This window comes from Kitasatospora sp. NPDC057015, assembly GCF_042673745.1.
Taxonomy (GTDB): Bacteria; Actinomycetota; Actinomycetes; order Streptomycetales; family Streptomycetaceae; genus Kitasatospora.
Genome location: NZ_JBHUSG010000044.1, coordinates 1 through 20,316, shown reverse-complemented (window position 1 = coordinate 20,316; position 20,316 = coordinate 1). Strand labels below are relative to the sequence as shown.

Genomic DNA, 20,316 nt, shown 5'->3' with positions numbered 1-20,316 from the left:
GGCGGCGGTGACGCGTTCGCCGGACCACCCGGGCTCCCCTGCGCCGTCGACCGGCGCAGGGACGCTCAGGGCAGGGCGTCCGCCTTGGCCCGCATGTCCGCGGCACGTGCGACGCGGAGCTGGGTGAACAGGTCGGCGGCCCGGTTCCAGTTCGCGCGGGCCTCCTCCGTCGCACCGAGTTCCGCCTGGGCGGAGGCGAGGTTGTCGAGCGCCTCGGCCTGGTTGTAGCGATCGTGCATCTCCTCGAAGACCTCCAGGGCCCTGCGGTGGCCCGCGACGGCGTCACGGAGGTTGCCCAGGTCCTGGTGGGCGTAGGCGATGGTGCCCCAGGCGCCGGCCTCGTAGCGCCGGTCTCCGACCTCCCGCAGGATGGGGATCGCCTCCTCGCACCTGGCGATGGCCTCCTGGTGCTCGCCCAGCTGGACCAGACGCCAGGCCGCGTCCGTGAGCGCCCGTCCGACCTCGTGGTGCTGGTCGAGGCTTCGGGCGGTCGTCAGGGCGTTGAGCGCGTGCCGCAGTCCCTCGGCGGGGCGTTCCAGGTAGAGGTACACCCAGCTGACATCGCGTTCGGCACGCGCCCGGCGCTCGACGGGCAGCCGGCTCAGGTGCCGGAGGATGAGGTCGAGCGGTCCGTCGACGTCGTGCAGACGACCTGTCTCGATCAGGGCTCGGACCAGGTTGTGGCCCGCCCGGTTGATGGTGACCGGATCGTCGATCTCCAGCGCGGCTTCGATCGCGGTGCCCGACGCGCTGATCTCCTCGCTCCAACGGCCTTCCACCTCGTTGTAGGTCGCCCATTCGAGCGTGAGGTTCAGGCGCTGGCGCAGCAGGGTCGGGTCCGCCGCCGAGCGCTGAACGGCGAGGAAGGCCGGGTCCTCCTGGGCGTACCAGTCAAGGGCGTCCTCGCGACTGTCGACGGCGACCCGGACGACGCCCGGTTCCGGGGCACTGATCGGCATGGCCAGGGACCGGGACAGGAACCGGTTTGCCGCGTGGGCGTTCTGACGCAGGTAGTCGAGGAGGCGGATCCGGGCGGCGAGACGGTCGTCGCCCTCCTGGTGGACGAGTTCGGCTCCGTACGCCCGCAGGAGATCGTGGAGGACGTAGCGGCCGACGGCGTCGCGGGAGAGCAGGCTCGCCGCGGTGAGTTCGCGCAGGTGCCGTCGGGCGGCCGGCAGTTCCGCGCCCGCCAGGGAGGCGGCGGCCTCGGCGGAGACCGCCGGCCCCGGGTGGAGCGACAGGCAGCGGAAGAAGCGTGCCGTCGCCTGGTCGAGCGAGTGGTAGGAGAGGGCGAGGACGGCCCGGACGTCGGCGCGCCGGTCGTCCCCGGCCAGGGCGTCGAGGCGTGGTTCGGTGTCGCGCAGTTCGCGGACGGCCGTGCTCAGGGACATCAGGGGGTTCGCGCTGAGCTGGGCGGCGACGACGGCCACGGCCAGCGGGAGGTGGCCGCAGAGTCCGACCAGTTCGGCCGCCGCCCCGGGTTCGGCCCGGCAGCGCCGGTCACCGATCCGCGCGGACAGTGCCGCCACGGCTTCGGCCTCCGTCCACACGTCCAGGCCGACGAGGGCGGCGCCGTCGGTGGCGGCGAGGCCCGCGAGCTGGTTGCGCGAGGTGATGACGGTCAGGCATCCCGGGGACGCGGGCAGGAGCGGCCGGACCTGTTCCGCGGTGCGGGCGTTGTCCAGCAGGACGATCATCCGCCGGTCACGCGTCCGCTTGCGGAACATCGCGGTGCGCTCTTCGGTGCCGGAGGGGATCTCGTTGCTGGCGACCCCGAGCGCGCGCAGGAATCCTCCGAGGGCCGCGCCCGGGTCCAGGGGGCTGCGCGCGTCCTCGAATCCACGCAGATTGACGTACAACTGACCGTCCGGGAAGCGGTCGGCCACCTGGTGCGCCCAGTGCACCGCCAGGGCGGTCTTGCCCACACCGGCCATGCCGCCGATCGCCGAGATGACGACGTGCCCGCCGTGCCCGGGGGCCCCGTCGGTGTGTCCGAGGACGCCGGCCAGCTCCGATTCACGGCCGCGGAAGGCCGCGAGGTCGGGCGGCAGTTGCCGGGGCACCTGAGGGGCGCGCCGGGTGGCGGCCTGGACGAGGAGCCGCCGGGCGGGCCCTTCCAGCTCCAGGACGTCCAAGAGTTCGTTGAGCGTGGACGGACGGGGAAGGCTCCTGCCCCGCTCCATGTCCCCGATGGCCCGCACACTCACCCCGGACGCCTGGGCGAGCCCCTCCAGGGTGAACTGACCGCGCCGGCGCGCCTCGCGCAGCAGCTGACCGAATGTGTCTTCGTCCGTCCCCATCCGGAGGAAGGTAGAACAAGTCGACGCCCGCCACGGTCGCGGTCCGCATTCCGGACGTCCCGGTCTCACCGGCCTCCCGCCCGGTCGACGTCGATCGCCGAGCGGATCGGCCGGGCGCGGCGGGCGACGCTGCGAGCCGGCGTCCTCGCCCGCCTGACGCCCACTCGGGACACCCGGCGGCCGGGGGCGGTTCCGCACGCATCGTCAGCCGAGGGGGCTGCGGCAGGCGCGACTTCGGTCGAGCCTGAGCGTCTCGTCCCCTGCTCCGGGCGGGCCGCGCAGACCGCGGGCCCGGCCCGGTGGTGCTACGCGGCCTCGGTGAGGTGCTCCGTGAAGAAGGCGGCGAGCCTGTCGACCGCGGGCTCGACGTACTCCTTCCTGTCGTAGAGATCGACGTGGCTGGCGCCCTGGATCCAGTGGAGCTCCCTGGGACCGGTCGCCCGCTGGTGGACGTCGACGGCCATCCAGGACGTGACCGCGCGGGTGCCGACGACCTGCAGCAGGGGGCGCGGGCCGATGAGCGGAACGGCGTGAAAGGCGTCGAAGGAGGCCAGCTTGTCGATGCTGGGCCAGGCGAAGCTCTTGGCGGACCGATCGTGCCGGCCCCGGGCGGTGCAGTAGTACTCGAATCCCTCGACGGCGTGCTCTCCACCGAGCGCACGGGCCTGCTCGGCCGTCTCGGGGAAGATCGGCAGCGCGCCGGGGTCCTCGCCGCGGGCCGCGGCGGTGCGGGCCTGAGCGGCGGCGTCGAGCAGGCCCCGGAAGACGGCCGGGTCCTGCGTACCGTCGGCGCCCAAGCGGAACTGGCGGGCCACGTCGACGCCGCTGACGGTGGCGACGGCTCTGACACGTCGGTCCCCGCCCGCGGCGGTCAGCGCGTATCCGCCGGAGGCGCAGATGCCGAGCAGTCCGATCCGGCCGGCGTCGACGTCCGCGCGGGTGGTGAGGTGGGAAACGGCGGCCTTGAAGTCCTCCACCCGCTGGCCCGGGTCCTCCAGGCCACGGGGAGTGCCGCCGGACTCGCCCTGGTGGGCGGCGTCGAAGGTGAGCGTGAGGAAGCCGCGCTCGGCCAGCTGCCGTGCGTACAGGCCGGCGGACTGCTCCTTCACGCTGGTGCCGGGGTGTCCCACCACGACGGCGGGAAGCGGCCCCGGGCCCTGGCGGTCGGGGAGGTGGAGGTGGGCGGCGATGTCGATGCCGGCGCTCCGGAAGGTCACGCTGCTACGGATCATGAAGGCTCCTGGTACGTGTCGGATTCCACTGACGAGCCGACGGGCCGGTCTCGGCGGTCAGGTCGGGTGCCGAGGGGATCGTCCGCTGCTGCGGATGGCCCGCCTCGCAGTGTTCTCTCCCACCGTGACCGGTCAGAGGGGATACACCATCCGTCAATTGACGGTCAGTTGGTTGACCGGCTCTCGGCCGGGCCGCCGCGGCCGGCCATCCGGGGCCTCGCTGGGCGGACACGAACCGACCCCCTCGCACGGCGGGGCCGCTCCGGCCTCGGGCGGGGCCGGACGGAGGCGACTCGTGGCGCGCAGGGCCCGGCGCGACCGGCGTGACGGCCAGCGAGCCCCACGGCGCGGGCCGGGCGGCCCAGAGGTCCGGGTGGCCTGGGCATGCACCCGTGTCCGCACGCACCCACCGATCACCAGGACGTCGAGGTCGACCGTCATCTGACGGATGCCCGGCGCAGGCCACGAAGCGAGAGTGAGCACGGGGGAAGGGTTCGACCGCTCAGACCGACGCCGTCGGAAACCCTCCACTCTTAACCCGTTCAAGCGGTTACCTTCGGCGGCCCACTGCCCCGAACACATGGCTTGCCGCGAACACAGAAGGAGACAGGCAATGACAGTCAGCTACACCGGTGTGGTGACCGTGACGGGCGAGGGGCGCAACGGCGGCCGGGTCGCCGCCAGCGACGGTTCCCTCACCACCGCACTCGCGATACCGCAGGAGTTGGGTGGTGGCGGTGGCGCCACCAACCCTGAGCAGCTGTTCGCCGCCGGCTGGGGGGCGTGCTTCCTCGGGGCCGTGCGCCGCGCCGCCGCCCAGCGCAAGGTCCGACTGACGAGCACCGCCGTCACCGTCGAGATGACCCTGACCCACGGCGACGACGACGCGTTCGGCCTCAGCGCGGTCCTCAACCTCGAACTCGGTGGCGTGGACGATGAGATGGCCGCCGAGCTGGCCGATGCCGCGCACCAGTTGTGCCCCTACTCGAAGGCGACGCGCGGCAACATCCCGGTGACCGTCAACTCCAAGGCGGCGGCGGGCTGACGCAGGTGGGGGCCGCCCGGGCCGGTCACCGCAAACGGCGACCGGCCCGGGCGGCCCCGGCGGATCCGGTGGAGGGGCGTACGCTCACAAGCCGGTCTCACCGCTGTGCCGCGCGCGGTAGGTGGCGGCCTTGACCCGGTTGCCGCAGGTCTTCATGGCGCACCATTCCCGCCGGTGGCCGCGTGAGCGGTCCAGATAGACCTGGGTGCACTCGGGCCGGGAACACTCGCGGAGCAGCACCGCGTCATCGCCGCCGAGGATCTCGACGGTCTCGCGGGCGAGCGCGGCGAGCCCCTGGGCCGTACCCCCGGTCCTGGTGGCGCCGACGGCGGACAGGCGCAGCGTCACGGGCAGTCCCGCCGCGTGCTTGTTCACCTCGGCGATCGCCCGCGGCGGCAGCGCTTCGCCGTGGAGCCGGGCGCCGATGAGCGCGTACATCGACTCGCGCAGGTCCAGGGCGATGTCGAGGTCGGTCTCGTCGGCGCCCGGTGCGGCGTCGAACATCCCGGCCTCGATGAACCAGGCGTCGAGCTGCCGGGGGGTGGCCAGCTTCTCCGCAGGTTCCTCGTTGCGCCGCGCGCGTAGGGTCCCGACGAAGTCGAGGGGCAGGGTCCCGCAGGGAAAGGCATGCATCACATAACTATTCTGACCGGTTTCCGCCCCGACGGGCAATCCACACCTCGGGCGGGCCTGCTCGTGCGGGACCGTCGGAGGCCTGCGCCGCGGTCGGGCTCGTCCGGGGCCGTCCGCCGCCTGCCCGCGGTCAGGACGGACGCCGGCAGGGGGCACCCGCGACCGGCTGCGAGGTGAACCACTGCCCGTGGCCGGTCGCCCGCGCGGGTGCCCCCCCTGCTACGTGCCCTCGGGCGGACGGCCCGATCGGCCGCCGCCGGTGGTCAGCGGGCCCGCAGGGGGCCGGCGAACGACTTGCGCAGGGACGACGGCGCGACCGCGGGGAGCAGCGACGCCAGGAGCTTCCCCTTCAGGGTGCCCGGCTCTCTCGTCAGCCGGACGTCGACGCGAGTGCCGTCGCCCTCGGGGGTCATCCGGAACAGCCACCCTCCCCCGGGTCCGAAGATCTTGGAGTCGAGGGTGGTGATGGTGACCTCGTCGCCCCCGGGCACCCAGTCGTAGCGGGCACGTTCCCAGGCGGCGGCGGTGCCCTCGGTCACCTCGGCCCAGCCCTCGCCGAGGCCGTGCACCTCGAAGTGGTCCGCGTCGATGGTGGGCCAGGCCTCGGCCCTGGCCGGGCCGAAGTCGGTGAGCACCGCCAGCACGGCGGTCGGGCTCAGCGTGGAGAGGAGATGGAAGTTCACGACTGTCACGGTGTCTCCGGATACGTGTGCGCACGTCGGGTCATGTCGAACGACGCGCGGGTGACATGGCTCTGCGGGCGCTCTCCGCCCGGCCGCACCCACTCTGGCCACCCGCCGGAGCTGCGGCATCCGTCAGTTGACCGCCTGCGGGCGGTTGAGTCACGGGACTGCGTCCCCGGCGGTGTGCCCCGGACACCGACCCACTCCGGGCTCCGGAGGAGAAGCACGGCGGGTGCGGCCGCCCGACCGAGCAGGCCGGTGCCCCGGGGCGGCACCGAGGAACGGGCCGACCCGGTCCGTGGCCCTGCGCCGGCCACCGCCCCCGCGGGACCGGCGCGGACCGCACGAGGCGTCAGGCGGACGGCTCGCCGACGCCGTCGGCGAGCAGCGCGTCCCGGAGTGCGGTGCGGGAGGCGATGCCCAGCTTCGGATAGATCTGGTAGAGGTGGGCGCCGACCGTCCGGTGGGAGATGAAGAGGCGTTCGGCGATCTGCTTGTTCGTCAGGCCCGTGGCGGCCAGCTCCGCGATCCCCCGCTCCTGCGGTGTGAGCGCGCCGACGCCCCGGCCGTCCGGGAGCGCCACCGGGTCGCCCGCGGCCCGGAGCTCCTTGCGGGCGCGCTCGGCCCACGGTGCCGCACCCAGGCGCTCGAAGGTCCGCAGGGCCACCGCGAGCGGGGCCCTGGCGTCCGAGACGGCCCGGGCCCGGCGCAGCCGCTCGCCCTGGGCCAGCCGTACCCGGGCCAGGTCGAAGGGCCACTTCTCGACGTCCGGCGCGCTGACCGCCCGCGCGAAGAGGCGCGCCGCCCGCAGGTCGTCCGGCGCGGCGATCGCCTCCGCGCCGGCGGCGAGGAGCGCGAGGCGGGGCGAGAGCGCGGCGACGTTCGTCCGCCGCAGTGCCCGTACGTGCGCCGCCGCTGCTTCGTGCCGGTCGGTGCGCACGGCCGATTCGACCAGGTCGAAGAAGACCCACAGGGCGTGGGGGGTGCGGGGCGCGAAGCCGCCGGCGGGGCTGACGGCGTCGGCATGGCCGAAGGCCCGGTCGAAGTCCCCCTCCGCGATGTCGGCCAGCAGGTGCACCTGGCGGGCGCAGTCCGTGCTCATGCGCACCCCGCGCGGCGCCGCCCAGTCGGTCATGGCGACGGCCAGGGTACGGGCCTGGCCGGCGTCGCCCCGGGAGGCGAGCACGAGGCCCTTGGTGAACTGGAAGAACCAGGTGCAGACGCTGTAGCCGGAGTCCGCGCACAGCGCGAGGCCCTCGTCCGACAGGTCCACGGCCTCCTGCCACCTCCCGCGCAGGTAGTCGTCGAGGCAGAGGTGGAGCAGGGAGCCGATGTGGCGGCGGACCGGTCCGCCCTCGCGCCCCTGCCGGACCACGCGCCAGGACGCCTCGCGCAGTGCCGACAGCCGGTCCGGGTAGATCGCCGCGGCCCCGATGCGGACGATCTCGGCGAGTTCGGTCGCGGGGGTGACCCCGTCGATGATCTCGTCGAGCCCGCGCAGCGTCGCTTCGTCGGCGTTCAGGGGGTCGGAGAAGGTCCGGGCGGCGATCCCGAGCAGGGGCGGGGCGGCGGGCCGCAGCCGGGACAGGGCCGCGTCGAACGGGGCCCACAGCTCCTCCTTGCCGCCGTAGCTGCAGAGGAGCACGAGGAAGTGGAGGGTGTCGAGGAGCGCGGGGTCGTCGGCCCGGTAGCCGTGTCCGCCCTCCTCGACGGCGCCGACCAGCAGGCGGTGGGCGGTGGCCACGTCGCCGTCGCTGTTCAGCAGGAGCTGGACGGCGGCGCCGGCCGCCCGCAGGGAGACCCCGTGGCCGGGATCGGCCCGCCGGGCGTCTTCGAGCAGGGCCGAGGCGCTGCTCAGCGCTCCGACCGCCTCGGCCCCCACGTAGGCCGCCTCGGCGAGGCGGCGGGCGCGGTCGGTGCCGAGCGGGCTGAGGTCCGCGGCGCGGGTGAGGGCGGCGATGGCCGCCACCGCGTCGCCGCGCTCCAGGATGTGGCCGGCCGCGTCCTCCAGCAGGACGGCGACCTCCTCGTCGGGGTGGAGGGTGGCTTCCCCCAGGTGCCAGGCACGCTGCACCGGCCGGTGTTCCAGGACGTGGGCGAGGGCGCGGTGGGCGGCGCGCAGCCGGCTGCTGGTGGCGGCCTCGACGACCGCCGACCGGACCAGGGGGTGGCGGAACACCAGGCAGTGGGTGCCGCCGTCGACCTGGACCAGCCGGTCGCCCTCCGCGGGGCCCAGGTCCTCCAGCCCGGCGCCGCCGTCGGTGCGGCGGGCCGCCGCCGACAGCACACCGAGGTCGCCGGTGCCGTCGAGGGCGGCCAGGAGCAGCAGGTCGCGGGTGGCGGCGGGCAGATCGCGGACGCGGGTGAGGAAGAGGGACCGCAGGCGTTCGCCCAGCGGCAGGATGGCCGGCGGGATGTCCCGGGCGCGCGGCTGGTCCCGGCGCAGGGCGTCGGGCAGTTCGAGCAGCGCCAGCGGGTTGCCCTGGGCGGTGGCGAGCAGGCGTCGGCGGACCGGACGGGCCAGTTCGGGGAACCGGCTGTCGACCAGGTGCGCCGCCGCCTCGGGGGCGAGCGGGGAGAGTTCGTGGGTCGGCAGACCGGTGTGTTCGAAGAATCCGCCGGCGCCGGTGCGGGCGGCTCCGAGGAACCGGACGCGTTCGCCGGCCGTCCGCCGGGCGACGAATCCGAAGACGGCGGCGCTGGCGCGGTCCACCCACGGCAGGTCGTCGACGACCAGCAGCACGGGGGTTCGGACGGCGGCCGCCCGCAGCAGGGCCAGTGCGGCGTTGCAGACGACGAAGCGCTCCGGAGGGGCGCCGGCTCCCAGCCCGAGGGCGACGTCGAGGGCCTCCCGGTGGTGGGGGCCGAGGTGGTCGAGGACGTCCCGCAGCGGGAGGAGCGCCTGGTTCAGTGCCGCGTAGCTGATGTCGGCCTCGAACTCCACGCCCGCCGCGCGCAGGACGCGGGCACCCGCGGCGACGGCCGCCCCGGCCACCGCGTCCAGGACGGCGGACTTGCCGATGCCGGGTTCCCCGGACAGCAGCAGGGCGCCGCTCTCCCGCTCGCGGGTGAGGCCGGCGGTGATGCGGTCCAGGTCGTGCTCCCGGCCGACCAGCGGGTCGGTGGAGCCGGCGGAGTTCACCGGGGACCGCCCCGGTGCTGCGCCGGACCGCCCAGGTGCTGCGCCGGGCGGGACCGGTTGCGGGGCGGGGCGGGCCGAGCGGGGACGGGCCGGATGGGGGCGGGCCGGATCGGTGCGGGCCGGCAGGGGGCGGCGAGCGGGGGCGTGCGTGCCGCCCGTGCTGCCACGATGCGCCCCATCTGTCTCCTCCGTCGTCGCGAGGGGTCAGTCTAGGACGCGGGCCGAGCCCCGGCGGGCCTGGCCCGGGGCTGCGGTCCAGGCCACGGGCCTGCCGGTCGGCGCAGGCCGGAGGGGTTGCCGGCGCGGCGGAGCCGTTCCCGGCGCGGCGGAGGCGGACCGCCGCGCCCTGGCGTACGGGTGGAGTCGGCCGAACGACCTCCCGGGCCCCGGCTCAGGCGACCCGCGACCGGACGTCCGCCTTCTCGGCCGGGCGGTCTCCGACGGCCCGGCCGGTGCCCGCCCGGCTCTGCCGGAGCAGCAGGGCGAGCACGGTGCCGACCGCCAGGGCCGGGGCGATCCAGAGGAAGGCGCCGCCGGTGGCGTGGGCGAACGCAGCTCGTGCGAGGTCCTGGGCATGGGCCGGGAGCAGGGCGAGGGACTCAGGCCGCGAGGGGTCGAACCCGCCGGTGCGCGGGAGGTCGCGGGTGCGGGTCGCGAAGTCCGCGGTGAGCAGGGCACCGAAGACCGCGACCCCGAAAGCGGCGCCGATGGACCGGGCGAAGGTGACCACGGCGCTCGCGGCGCCGATGTCCGCCGCGGGGACGGAGTTCTGGACGGCGGTGAGCACGACCATCGGGACCATGCCGATGCCGACACCGGTGATCAGGAAGTAGCCGCTCAGGACGAGGGTGCCGGTGGCCGCGCCGACGGTGGACAGCAGGACCAGTCCGACCAGGTTGACGACCAGTCCGGAGACCAGGATCAGGCGCAGGCGACCGGCGTGCGCCGCCCAGCGCCCGGCGAGCGACTGGCTGAGGACGAGGCCGACGACCAGCGGCAGCATGTGCACGCCGGACAGGGTCGCCGAGACGCCGTCGACGATCTGCAGGTAGGTGGGCAGGTACACCAGGACGCTGAACATCGCGGCGTTGGCCGCGAAGCCGATCAGCGCGGAGAGCACCACCGTGCGGGAGGTGAGCATGGTGACCGGCAGGACGGGGGCGGCGGCGCGGCGTTCGAGGGGGACGACCAGGGTGGCGAGCACGACGGTGGCGGCGGTCAGGCCGACGACGGCGGGCGAGGTCCAGCCCCAGCGGCCCGCGAACGAGGTGACCAGCACCAGGCCGGTGGCGACGGCGGCGAGGACCAGGGCCCCGGCGTAGTCGACGGGAGCCCTGGTGCCGCGGACGGCCGCGGGGAGTGCCCGCGCGGCGACGACGAGCGCGACGATGCCGATCGGCAGGTTGACCAGGAAGGCCCAGCGCCAGGAGAGCTGGTCGGTGAAGACGCCGCCGAGCAGCGGCCCGATGATGCTCGCGACGCCGTACACGGAGCCGAACAGGCTCTGGTAGCGGCCGCGCCGTTCGGGCGCGACGATGTCGCCGACCAGGGCGAAGGTCAGGACGATCATGCCTCCGCCGCCCACGCCCTGCAGGACCCGGGCGCCGATCAGCTGGGGCAGGTCCTGTGCGAGGCCGCAGGCCACGGACGCCGCGAGGAACACGGCGGTGGCGGCCAGGTAGAGCCGCTTGCGGCCGAACATGTCGCCGAGCTTGCCCCAGAGCGGAGTGACGGCGGTGGAGGCCAGCAGGTAGCCGGCGCTGACCCAGGCGATGTCGTCGAACCCGTCGAGGTCCGCGGCTATCCGCGGCAGCGCGGTGGAGACGATGGTCTGGTCGAGGGCGGCGAGCAGCACCGCGAGGACGAGGGCGCTCATCGCGGCGCCGACGCCGCGGGTTCCGGGCGCCTGGGCAGGGTGTTCGGTGGGCATGGCGGGTGATCCTGTCGGTCGAGGGCGCGCCGGGCCGCGGTTTCGCGGCCGGTGGCGGCGGCAGGGTAGGCCGAGGCCGGGGGCAGGATGCGGCGGGCCCGGGCGGACGGGGGACGGGCCCGGCGGCGCGGCACGACCGAGGTGGTGACCGCCGCTGCGACCGGGGGCGCGGCGCGGGCCGGCGGCCGGGCTGACGCCGCCGACCCGCGGACCGTGCGTCAGAGGGTGATGGTCTTGTACTCGGTGTAGGTGCCGAGGCCGACGGCGCCGAACTCACGGCCGGTGCCGCTGGCCTTGAAGCCGCCGAAGGGGCCGTCGAAGCCGACGGCGGCGCCGTTGACGGTCACCGTTCCGGTGCGGATGCGGCGGGCGACCTCCAGCGCGTGCTCCGTGCTGGCGGACCAGACGCCGCCCGACAGTCCGTACTCGGAGTCGTTGGCGATGCGGACGGCGTCGTCCTCGTCGTCGTAGGCGATGACCACCAGGACGGGCCCGAAGATCTCCTCCTGGGCGATGCGCATGGAGTTGTCGACGTCGGCGAACAGGGTCGGGGTCACGTAGTTGCCGTCCTCCAGGCCTTCGGGGATCTGCGGGCCGCCGGTGACCAGGCGGGCGCCCTCCTCGACGCCGAGGGCGATGTACTGGCGGACGCGCTCCTGCTGGTCGCGGCGGATCATCGGCCCGATGAAGGTGTCGGGGTCGGTGGGATCACCGACCTTGAGGGACTCGATGAGCTCCTTGAGTCCCGCGACGACCTCCTCGTAGCGGCTGCGCGGGGCCAGGATGCGGGTCTGCGCGATGCAGGACTCGCCGTTGTTGAGCAGGGAGGAGAACTTCAGGCCCTGGACGGCCTGGCGGATGTCGGCGTCGGGCAGGATGACGGCGGCGGACTTGCCCCCCAGTTCGAGGCTGACGCGCTTGAGCTGTTCACCGGCGATCGAGGCGATCCGCCGGCCGGCCTGGGTGGAGCCGGTGAAGGCGATCTTGTCGACGTCGGGGTGCGAGACCAGGTACTCGCTGGTCTCGCGGTCGGCGGGCAGGATGCTGACCACTCCCCCGGGCAGTCCGACCTGGTCGAGCAGGTCGGCGAGCAGGCCCATGCTCAGCGAGTTCTCCGGCGAGGCCTTCAGGACCACCGAGTTGCCCGCCAGCAACGCCGGGATGATCTTGGCGGTGGCGGCGGAGAAGGGCGAGTTCCACGGGATCACCGCGGCCACGACGCCCACGGCCTCCCGGCGGACCACGCTGCGCACCGGCGAGGCCGGGTCCGACGGGGTGAGGATCTCCTCCCAGCCGAACTCCTCCGCGGCCTTCAGGTAGGCGTTGGCCTGCCGGGTCAGGCCCGACTGGCCGGCCCGGGTGAACCAGCCCGCCGAGCCGTTCTCGGCGGCGATCAGCTGGGCGATCCGCTCGGCGTTCTTCTCCCGCAGCGCGTTGAAGTGCCGCAGCACCGCCACCCGTTCCAGCGGCGGCGTCTCGCGCCAGGTGCCCTCGTCGAAGGCGGCGCGGGCGGCGGCCACGGCACGGTCGACGTCGGCCGGCCGGGCCTGCGCGGCCCTGCCGATCACGGTCCCGTCGTGCGGGGACCGGATGTCCAGCGGTTCGGCGTCGCTCGGCTCGGTCCAGGCGCCCGCGATGTAGAGCCGGTCGTAGATGATCACGTCTCGCTCCTGCAGTCTCTCGATTACTGTCACATCAATGTAGCACTTACTCGAATAGGTTAGACAACACTGCTTGCTTTGCTTGGCTTTCCACCACCTTTGAGGTGCATCTGAAGGCTTGGCGCGACCCGCCCGGACCTCGGCCTGCCCGGCAGCCGTCGCGGCGGAGCAGCCTGCACCGCCGCTCCCGTGCAGCCGCGCGCCGCCGAGCGGAGCTGGGTCCGTTCCGGTGCCGCCGAAACCGCCGCCCGGTCGTCGACGCCCTCCTCTCGGAGTCAGGGACCGGCCCGCGCCGGCACGACGGCTTCCTGTCCACCCACATGTGTCCGAACCGACTGACACACGTGTGCGCTCCGGTACGTCTACGCTGAGCGGGTGGAAAGTGTTTCAGCTGAGAATCCGTCCGACGTGGAACTCGTGCAGGACACGCGCAACGGCGAGGTCGCCGCGCTCGGCGTGCTGCTCGAACGGCACCGGGCCGGGATGCGCGCCGTGGCGATGAGCCTCCTGGGCAACACTCCCGACGCGGACGACGCCGTCCAGGACGCGACCCTGATCGCCCTGCGGCGGATCGGCGACCTCCGGCAACCCGAGTCCGTCGGCCTGTGGTTGCGGGCGATCGTCCGCAACGTCTGCAGGACGCGGCTGCGTTCGGCGCCTCCCCCGTCGCCGCTGCCCGACCTGGCCCGGCTGACGTCGGGAGCCGGCCCCGAGCAGGTCATCGACCGGCACGCGATGCAGGACTGGCTGTGGCGTGCGATCGACGAGCTGTCCCCGGTTCTGCGCACGACGGTGATGCTGCGGCACTTCAGTGCGCGCACCCCCTCCTACGACGAGATGGCCACCCTGTTCGGAGTGCCCGTGGGCACGGTCCGCAGCAGGCTCAACGAGGCCAGGCGCAGGCTGGCGGCGGCGATGGCGGCCACCGCGGAGGCGGTGCACGCCGACGTCCGCGTCCTGTCCCGGGAGAGTGCCCGGGCGGCGGCGGAAACCCTGGCCGCGGCGGAGCAGGGGCGGCTCGCCGAGCTGGCGGCCGAGCGGTGGACGGCGGACGTCGGCTACTACGCGGGCCGGCACCGGGTGGGCGGCCGGGACTTCCTGATCCGGGGCATGGCCGACGACCTGGAGGCGGGAGTACGACAGCGCTTCGTGAGCGCCGTCGCCGGCCGGGACACCGTCATCTGGGAGATGGACCTGGTCAACCCCCCGGACGACCCCGGCCACTGCCCGCCGGCCGTCGCGTGGCTGATGTCCGTGAAGGGCGCCCGGATGCACCGGTTGCGGCTCTTCCACGCGCCCCGCCCGTAACGGCCGCAGGTGTGCCGGCGGCGTGACACGTATCACTGGCCGGTCCGTCGAACTTCTCCGAAGCCCCGGCGTCTTGTAGGTGTTCGGAGCAGTGCACACCCTTGGAGGATCCCGATGACGAACCCACCGTCCGACCTGCTGTCCCCCGGAGCCCACGACGTCCTGCTGGACGGGCTGACGCAGCGCTACCACGTGTACGGGTCGGGGCCGGTCTGCCTCGCCGTGCCCGGCGGACCGGGGGTGACCTGGGACTACCTTCGGGCGCCCGGCCTGGAGGAGTTCCTGACCATGGTGTACGTCGAGCCGCTGGGCACCGGCGGCTCGCAGCGCCTGCCGTCGCACCCGGACGGCTACACCCGCGAGCGCTGCACACGTAGCCTGACCGGCCTGCTCGACCGGCTGGCACTGCCGCGGGTGTTCCTGCTGGGTCACTCCCACGGGGGCTTCGTGGCGCAGTACTTCGCGCTGCACCACCCCGACCGGCTGCACGGTCTGGTGCTGTACGAGAGCGCGCCGGTGACGGGCGCGGAGCACATCGCCGAGGCCGGTGCCCGGGTCGAGGAGTTCGCCTCCCGCAACGAGGGCCGGCCCGGGCTCCCCTCGGCCCTGGCCGGACTCCGGACGGTCGGGAGCCTCACCGACGACGAGGAGATCACCTCGGCGTTGCGCGCGTTGCTGCCGGTCTACTTCGCCCACTACTGGGACCGGGAGGACGAGTTCCGCGCCCTGCGCGCCAGGGTGGCGTGCAGCTACATCTCGCCCCTGGACGAGAACGGGGAGCCCGACGTCGTCGACGACCGGGAGCACCTCGCCTCGCTCGCCGTTCCCACCCTCGTCCTGGTCGGCCGGCATGACGTCGTCTGCGGACCGCGGTGGGCGGAGGAACTCCACGCGCTGGTCCCGCACTCCCGGTTGACGGTCCTGGAGGACAGCGGCCACTTCGGCCACCTGGAACAACCGGAGGTGTTCACGGCCGCGGTACGGGCGTTCGTCCGGCCGCCCGCCGCCTAGGCGGGTGACCCCCGGCCTTCCCGCACCCGGCGGGAGGGCCGGGCGCCGCGCCGCGCTCATGCGGCGGCCGGGACGGTGCACTCGTGGCGGCGGGAGGCGGAGCCGGCCCGGACGGCCGTCGCGACGATCGCGCGGCCCGGACCGGGTGAACCTCCGACGACGAACGGGACTTCGGGCATGGGGGTGTTCCCTTCGGCAGCCGGCTGGAAGGTCTTGGCGGCAGGCAGCACGGTCGGTCGTCGGCCTGCGCATGACGTGCGGCCGGGAGCAGCGTCGCCGGCCGGCGCGACCGGCGTCCGTAGCCGCGTGCGTCGGCGGTGGGCGCCGAACTTCCCCGTCGCTCCTCCAGGATGGAGCCGGGGCACCGCGCCCACATCCGTCGGATGACTGACCGGCCCGCACTCCCGCGGCTCTCGCCGCCGCCCGTCGAATGACGTATGCCTCACGCCGGACGGGCGCCGGACGGGCGGGCACACGGGCGGCCGGACGGGCGGCCGGAGCTCGGGGGTGTCGGCGTCCGCCCACCGACCCGTCCAGGACGGCCGTCAGCCCGCCGTCCGCCCGCGGGGGTCGTCGAGCAGTCCCGAGATGAATCCGTCCCAGTCCAGGGACTCGGCCTCGGCCTGCGCCGGCACGACCTCGTAGGTTCCTTCGAGCCAGTCCGCCAGGGCCGGCACGGGCAGTTCCAGCACGGCACTGGACTGTCGCGACGCCAGCAGGAGGAAGGCGATCCCGCCCTCCCGGCCCGGAGCGGGCCACACCTGCACCTGGCCTTCGCCGCTCTCCTCGAAAAGCCCCCGGTGGAGCAGTTCCCGGCCGATCCGCCACTCGACTCCCGGCCCGCGGGCCGGCGTGAGGGTCACGGACACGATCACGGGAGTACCCGGGTCGAACCGGAACTCCGCCCGGACCGGCCGCCAGGCGAGACCGTCCAGCACCCGCTTGACGAGCAGGCTCAGCACCGGCACGTCGCGGGGCCCGGTCCGGCGCTCCCGGAGGCCGTACTGTTCGCCGTCCATGGCGGTTCCCCTTCTGCCGAGCGACGTCGTCAGCCATGACTGTCGCCCACGGGGGCGGCGCGCGACATCGGTCACGTGACCATGAAACCGAATAGGTCATCCCCGCTGCGGGGCGGTCCCGGCCGTCGCGTACGTCGTCGTCCGGTCGAGGGTCCGGCGCCCCGCAGGGCGACACCCGACCGCCGGGGAAGCCGGGGGTCCACCGGTCGCCCACCGTGCCCGAGCAGGTGCGCCGCCCGCGCCTGACCGTCAACTGACTGATGCCGTGCACCCGCCCGGGCGGAAGAGTGAGGCGCACCGGGCCGGTGAAACGGCCTGCCGCGGGGGCTGCCCGGGGCTCCGTACGCCAGGCGGGGCACGGAGGGCGCTGCCCGTCGCACTCGGACACGTCCCGAGAAAACCTGCCCCCACCGAGGGCACGTCCGCATCACACGAAAGGCATCACATGATCGACAGGCGTAGCTTCAACAAGGTCCTGGGACTGGGCGCCGGCACGGCCGCCGCCTCGCTGACCGGTCTGCAGGGAGTCGCCGACGCCGCGCCACTCCCGGGCCGCCCCGGAAAGGCCCCGGTGGTGCCGACCGTCGTTCCCGGCACCCACACGACCTTCCCGCCCCTGAAGCAGATCGAAGCCGGACTGCTGAACGTCGGCTACGCCGAACTCGGGCCCGCTCGCGGCCCGGTGGTCCTCTGCCTGCACGGATGGCCGTACGACATCCACAGCTTCGTCGACGTGGCCCCGCTGCTCGCCGGCCTCGGGTACCGGGTGATCGTGCCCTACCTGCGCGGCCACGGCAGCACCGGCTTCCTGTCGCCCCGGACCTTCCGCAACGGCCAGCAGTCCGCCATCGCGCTGGACATCATCGCCCTGATGGACGCGCTGCGGATCGACAGGGCGGTCGTGGCCGGCTTCGACTGGGGCTCGCGGACCGGGGACATCCTGGCCGCCCTGTGGCCCGACCGGGTCAAGGCGCTGGTCTCGGTGAGCGGCTACCTCATCACCAACCGCGCGACCCAGCTGGAGCCGATCGCCCCGGCCGGCGAGCACACCTGGTGGTACCAGTACTACTTCGCCACCGAGCGCGGCGAGAAGGCCATGCAGACCAAGAACCTCAGGCACGACCTGACCCGGCTGGTCTGGCAACTGGTCTCCCCCAGCTGGAACTTCGACGACGCGACCTTCGAGCGCACGGCGACCGCGTTCGAGAACCCCGACTACGCCGCGATCGTGATCCACAACTACCGCTGGCGGCTCAGCGTCGCCGAGGGGGAACGCCGCTACGACCGCTACGAGGACCGGCTGGCCCAGAAGCCGACCATCGGCGTACCGACCATCACCCTGGACCCGGCGCTGGACCCGTTCACCGCGCCCGGCGACGGCTCCGCGTACCGCGCCATGTTCACCGGGGCCTACGAGCACCGCACCCTGGCCGGCATCGGCCACAACCTGCCCCAGGAGGCGCCGACGGCCTTCGCCCAGGCCGTCGTGGACGTCGACCACTTCTGACCGAGGAGCACCGAGGGGGCCCGGCCACGGCCGGGCCCCCTCCTTCGGTGCCCGCAGCGGTCAAGGCTCCCGGGGCCGCCCGGCCGGCCCGTGTGTGCGGCCTCGCCCGCGGCGACCGTGTGCCGGTCGGTCCTAGGCCGTGTCTGACAATTCCCGCCGGGCGCGCGACGCCGGGCATCCCATCTGAACGCACGCCCGAATCGCCCGAGTACGGCCCAGTACGAGGACGATCCGGGCGCACGCCCAGCCGAGCGCCCAACGCCGCGCGCTGATCCGACGCGAATTGTCAGACACGGCCTAGTGCCACAGGTCTGACGCGTTTGAACGCTCCCGTGGCGCTCATCCGTGGTGGTCGCGACCTCAGACGGCACACCGGTCGGTAGACTTCCCGCTGTGAGAGCTGATGCAGCGCGGAACATCCAGGCTGTGCTGACCACCGGAGCGCGGATGCTGGCCGCCGACCCGGGTGCCAGCATCGCTGCCATCGCCGCACAGGCGGGAGTGGACCGACGCACCGTGTACCGGCGGTTCGCCTCGCGCGAGGAACTGCTCGCGGCCGTCTACGCAGCCCGTCTGGAGGCCGTCGAGCACGCCATCGCCGACGCCCGCCTGCGTGAGGCCCCCGTGGCCGTCGCCCTGCACCGCTACGTGGAGAACATCATCGAGGTCAACCGGATGTGGCCGGTGGACCTCGCCCGCATGCTCGCCGACCAGGAGAGCCGTGAACGCCGGGACGTCGCCGTGGCCGAGGTCGACGCCTTCCTGCGGCGCGCCACCGAGGAAGGACTGCTCCGCGCCTCGCTGCCCCCGGGCTGGGCCGCGGCCCTGCTGCCGGAGCTCATGCACCTGGCGGCCCGGCAGGAACCGGCTCTCGCGGCCGGCCCGGCGGCCGACCTGGTCGTCGCCACCCTGCTGCGGGGAATCGGCTCGCCCTGACCGGGGCGGCCGCCCGCGGCCCGGCGGTCCGTACCACCGACACACCTCAACGGCGGCCGGGGACGGGGCCGGTGGGCCGGACGCCGCGTCGGTCGAGCCAGCCGAGCACGTGGTCGGCGACGGACCGCCAGCCGCTGTCGACGACCAGCGAGTGGCCCCGGTCGGCGAACTGCTTGAGGTCCGTCAAGGCCGTGGAGTCGCCGTACTCCTTGTACACGGTGCGGGTCACGACATCGGGGACCAGCAGGTCCTCCTGTCCCGAGACCAGCAGCAGCGGGCCGCGCCCGGTGTTGCCGGTGTCGACCAGGGCGCTCGGACGACGGGGACGGCCGTCGCACCCGAGGTCGTCGAGCAGGCGGCGCGGGACGGGCACCGCGTACCGGTCGTACAGCCGCTCGGACTCCTCGGCACCGGCGACGTTGGCGAACACCTCGCGGAAGCGTCCGGGTGTGAGCAGGACCGGGGCCCGGGACGGGGCGGCGGCGGACCGGGCGCGGGTGTGCAGCGCGATGTCGTTGATCGGCGCGGGGGCGATGGCGACCGCCGCCCGCCCCAGCCGGGCCCCGATCAGGTGCTGGGCGACCAGTCCGCCGACCGAGTGCCCGACGATCACCGGCGGGACGTCGAAGGAGCGTACGACCTCGGCGAAGTGCTCGGTCAGGTCGTCCAGACCGAGGTCGGGGAGGGCCTCCGGGCGCTCGCGCGCCTCGCGCGCGCTGGACGCCTCGCCGGGCCACCCCGGCGCGCAGGTGGCGTAGCCGTGTGCTGCGAAGCGCGCTGCCCAGGACTCCCACGACCGCGCGTGCAGCCACGCGCCATGGATGAACACGACGGGAGTAGGGATCACCGCTGGACCTCCGAGCCTGATGACGGCCTGCACCGATGCGGCCACCACCCCAGCTTGCTGGAGGGTGCTTCGTGAGGGATCAGTCGAATGACTGAAAGTGACCGGGCGCGGACGCACCCCGGCCGGCGGTCCGCTCGGCGGGCGGGTGCGGCGGAGTGCGCGCGGCGGGTCGGGCGGCCCCTGCGCCGGACGGCGACCTGCGTCACGGGTGGCGCGCGGCCCGGGTGAACCTGACCGTCAACTTACGGATGTGTGCCGCCGCGGGGGCGTCGAGAGTGGGTGTCACCAGCCACCGTCATTCGAGAGGACCATGCGGCATGAGCGACGACCAGCCCGGAGCGAGCGGGTACCCGGCGGCCTCCCCCGGCCCACTGCGCCTGGACATCCACCAGTTCGTGGGCTTCGGCGGACAACGGCGGTCCCTGCGGGCGGAGTTCCGGTTCGACCCGGCCGCCGCGCTGGACGTCATGGTGACCTTCGTGGCGCCCGAGGGCCGCATCCCGTGGGTGATCGGGCGGGACCTGCTCGACCAGGGCCTGTCCGCGCTCGGCGGCCTGGGGGACGTGCAGATCTGGCCGGTCCGCCCGGAGGGGGCGCGGACGGTGCGCCTGCAGCTCAACCACCGCGACGGGACGGCCCTGTTCGAACTCCCGCTGCCCCCGCTGGTTCGGTGGCTGGCGGCCACCTACCGACGGGTGCCGGCCGGCGCCGAACTGCGGGACGTCGACTGGGACGCCTGGGCTGCCGCGCTGCACAGGTCGCCCGAGGTCCGCTCCGACTGACGATCTGCAGGAACGTCGGCCGTCGGGCCTCGGGATGCCGTCGGGAGGACCGCGCGTCGGTGTGCCGGACGCCCTTCGCCCACCTCTCCGCCGCTGTCCCGACGGCCCGGCGGCGGCGATCCGCGGCCGCCCGCACCCTCCCCCGGGGCGCGGGCGGCCGCTTCGCCGTCGTCCGCCCGGGCCGCCGATCGCCGACCCGCCCCGGTACGGCCTCGGCACCCCCGCGTGATCCCCACCGACACGGCCGCAGCCGCGGACCGCACCCCCTCCAGGGGTGCGG

Annotated in this window: 16 protein-coding genes; 6 read left to right on the top strand and 10 right to left on the bottom strand. The window is 74.2% G+C overall.

Annotated elements, in window-relative coordinates:
• Nucleotides 1-65: 65 nt before the first annotated feature.
• The gene (locus tag ACFTWP_RS31525) at nt 66-2,300 is read right to left on the bottom strand and encodes an ATP-binding protein (RefSeq protein ID WP_380268368.1); all 2,235 of its coding nucleotides are present in this window, start codon (nt 2,298-2,300) and stop codon (nt 66-68) included.
• Between the two features lie 305 nt (nt 2,301-2,605).
• Nucleotides 2,606-3,532 carry an alpha/beta hydrolase gene (locus ACFTWP_RS31520; protein ID WP_380268367.1) on the bottom strand — a complete coding sequence of 309 codons (927 nt, stop codon included), beginning with the start codon at nt 3,530-3,532 and terminating at the stop codon, nt 2,606-2,608.
• Nucleotides 3,533-4,145: 613 nt separating this feature from the next.
• On the opposite strand from ACFTWP_RS31520, the gene ACFTWP_RS31515 reads away from it, so the two are divergent.
• On the top strand, nt 4,146-4,577 hold the full coding sequence (locus tag ACFTWP_RS31515) for an Ohr family peroxiredoxin (RefSeq protein ID WP_380268366.1): 432 nt from the start codon (nt 4,146-4,148) through the stop codon (nt 4,575-4,577).
• A gap of 84 nt (nt 4,578-4,661) precedes the next feature.
• On the opposite strand, the gene ACFTWP_RS31510 is transcribed toward ACFTWP_RS31515, so the two are convergent.
• From ACFTWP_RS31510 to ACFTWP_RS31490, 5 genes are all read right to left on the bottom strand, one after another.
• Complete coding sequence (locus ACFTWP_RS31510; RefSeq protein WP_380268365.1) at nt 4,662-5,213, bottom strand: CGNR zinc finger domain-containing protein; 552 nt, start codon at nt 5,211-5,213, stop codon at nt 4,662-4,664.
• A 260-nt stretch (nt 5,214-5,473) separates the two neighbouring features.
• Entirely contained in the window at nt 5,474-5,902 is a 429-nt protein-coding gene (locus ACFTWP_RS31505; RefSeq protein ID WP_380268364.1) for a hypothetical protein, read from the bottom strand.
• A gap of 343 nt (nt 5,903-6,245) precedes the next feature.
• Nucleotides 6,246-9,035 carry an AAA family ATPase gene (locus ACFTWP_RS31500; RefSeq protein ID WP_380268363.1) on the bottom strand — a complete coding sequence of 930 codons (2,790 nt, stop codon included), beginning with the start codon at nt 9,033-9,035 and terminating at the stop codon, nt 6,246-6,248.
• A gap of 391 nt (nt 9,036-9,426) precedes the next feature.
• Nucleotides 9,427-10,965 (bottom strand): MDR family MFS transporter, encoded by a 1,539-nt coding sequence (locus tag ACFTWP_RS31495; protein WP_380268362.1) that lies wholly within the window; start codon nt 10,963-10,965, stop codon nt 9,427-9,429.
• Between the two features lie 218 nt (nt 10,966-11,183).
• A complete protein-coding gene (locus tag ACFTWP_RS31490; RefSeq protein WP_380268361.1) occupies nt 11,184-12,626 on the bottom strand; it encodes an aldehyde dehydrogenase in 1,443 nt (480 codons plus the stop codon).
• A gap of 408 nt (nt 12,627-13,034) precedes the next feature.
• Between ACFTWP_RS31490 and ACFTWP_RS31485 the strand changes: the two genes are divergently transcribed.
• Nucleotides 13,035-13,934: an RNA polymerase sigma factor gene (locus ACFTWP_RS31485; protein WP_380268360.1), complete on the top strand. Its 900-nt coding sequence runs from the start codon at nt 13,035-13,037 to the stop codon at nt 13,932-13,934.
• Between the two features lie 114 nt (nt 13,935-14,048).
• On the top strand, nt 14,049-14,945 hold the full coding sequence (locus ACFTWP_RS31480) for an alpha/beta fold hydrolase (RefSeq protein ID WP_380268359.1): 897 nt from the start codon (nt 14,049-14,051) through the stop codon (nt 14,943-14,945).
• A 56-nt stretch (nt 14,946-15,001) separates the two neighbouring features.
• Here the strand turns inward: ACFTWP_RS31480 and ACFTWP_RS31475 are convergent, their stop codons facing one another.
• Together ACFTWP_RS31475 and ACFTWP_RS31470 are read right to left on the bottom strand one after the other, a co-directional pair.
• Nucleotides 15,002-15,124 (bottom strand): hypothetical protein, encoded by a 123-nt coding sequence (locus ACFTWP_RS31475; protein ID WP_380268358.1) that lies wholly within the window; start codon nt 15,122-15,124, stop codon nt 15,002-15,004.
• 366 nt (nt 15,125-15,490) lie between these two features.
• A complete protein-coding gene (locus ACFTWP_RS31470) occupies nt 15,491-15,964 on the bottom strand; it encodes an SsgA family sporulation/cell division regulator (protein ID WP_380268357.1) in 474 nt (157 codons plus the stop codon).
• Nucleotides 15,965-16,409: 445 nt separating this feature from the next.
• Here ACFTWP_RS31470 and ACFTWP_RS31465 point away from each other — a divergent pair, with 445 nt between their 5' ends.
• Both ACFTWP_RS31465 and ACFTWP_RS31460 read left to right on the top strand, forming a co-directional pair.
• Nucleotides 16,410-17,471: an alpha/beta fold hydrolase gene (locus ACFTWP_RS31465; protein ID WP_380268356.1), complete on the top strand. Its 1,062-nt coding sequence runs from the start codon at nt 16,410-16,412 to the stop codon at nt 17,469-17,471.
• A gap of 447 nt (nt 17,472-17,918) precedes the next feature.
• Complete coding sequence (locus ACFTWP_RS31460; protein WP_380268430.1) at nt 17,919-18,407, top strand: TetR/AcrR family transcriptional regulator; 489 nt, start codon at nt 17,919-17,921, stop codon at nt 18,405-18,407.
• Nucleotides 18,408-18,453: 46 nt separating this feature from the next.
• On the opposite strand, the gene ACFTWP_RS31455 is transcribed toward ACFTWP_RS31460, so the two are convergent.
• A complete protein-coding gene (locus ACFTWP_RS31455; protein WP_380268355.1) occupies nt 18,454-19,236 on the bottom strand; it encodes an alpha/beta hydrolase in 783 nt (260 codons plus the stop codon).
• A 335-nt stretch (nt 19,237-19,571) separates the two neighbouring features.
• On the opposite strand from ACFTWP_RS31455, the gene ACFTWP_RS31450 reads away from it, so the two are divergent.
• A complete protein-coding gene (locus ACFTWP_RS31450) occupies nt 19,572-20,036 on the top strand; it encodes an SsgA family sporulation/cell division regulator (RefSeq protein WP_380268354.1) in 465 nt (154 codons plus the stop codon).
• Nucleotides 20,037-20,316 lie beyond the last annotated feature (280 nt).

Bases quoted from the DNA above. Each gene is read 5' to 3' on its own strand.
- ACFTWP_RS31525 (WP_380268368.1), bottom strand. From the start codon at position 2,300: ATGGGGACGGACGAAGACACATTCGGTCAGCTGCTGCGCGAGGCGCGC.
- ACFTWP_RS31520 (WP_380268367.1), bottom strand. From the start codon at position 3,532: ATGATCCGTAGCAGCGTGACCTTCCGGAGCGCCGGCATCGACATCGCC.
- ACFTWP_RS31515 (WP_380268366.1), top strand. From the start codon at position 4,146: ATGACAGTCAGCTACACCGGTGTGGTGACCGTGACGGGCGAGGGGCGC.
- ACFTWP_RS31495 (WP_380268362.1), bottom strand. From the start codon at position 10,965: ATGCCCACCGAACACCCTGCCCAGGCGCCCGGAACCCGCGGCGTCGGC.
- ACFTWP_RS31480 (WP_380268359.1), top strand. From the start codon at position 14,049: ATGACGAACCCACCGTCCGACCTGCTGTCCCCCGGAGCCCACGACGTC.
- ACFTWP_RS31475 (WP_380268358.1), bottom strand. From the start codon at position 15,124: ATGCCCGAAGTCCCGTTCGTCGTCGGAGGTTCACCCGGTCCGGGCCGC.
- ACFTWP_RS31470 (WP_380268357.1), bottom strand. From the start codon at position 15,964: ATGGACGGCGAACAGTACGGCCTCCGGGAGCGCCGGACCGGGCCCCGC.
- ACFTWP_RS31465 (WP_380268356.1), top strand. From the start codon at position 16,410: ATGATCGACAGGCGTAGCTTCAACAAGGTCCTGGGACTGGGCGCCGGC.
- ACFTWP_RS31460 (WP_380268430.1), top strand. From the start codon at position 17,919: ATGCTGGCCGCCGACCCGGGTGCCAGCATCGCTGCCATCGCCGCACAG.
- ACFTWP_RS31450 (WP_380268354.1), top strand. From the start codon at position 19,572: ATGAGCGACGACCAGCCCGGAGCGAGCGGGTACCCGGCGGCCTCCCCC.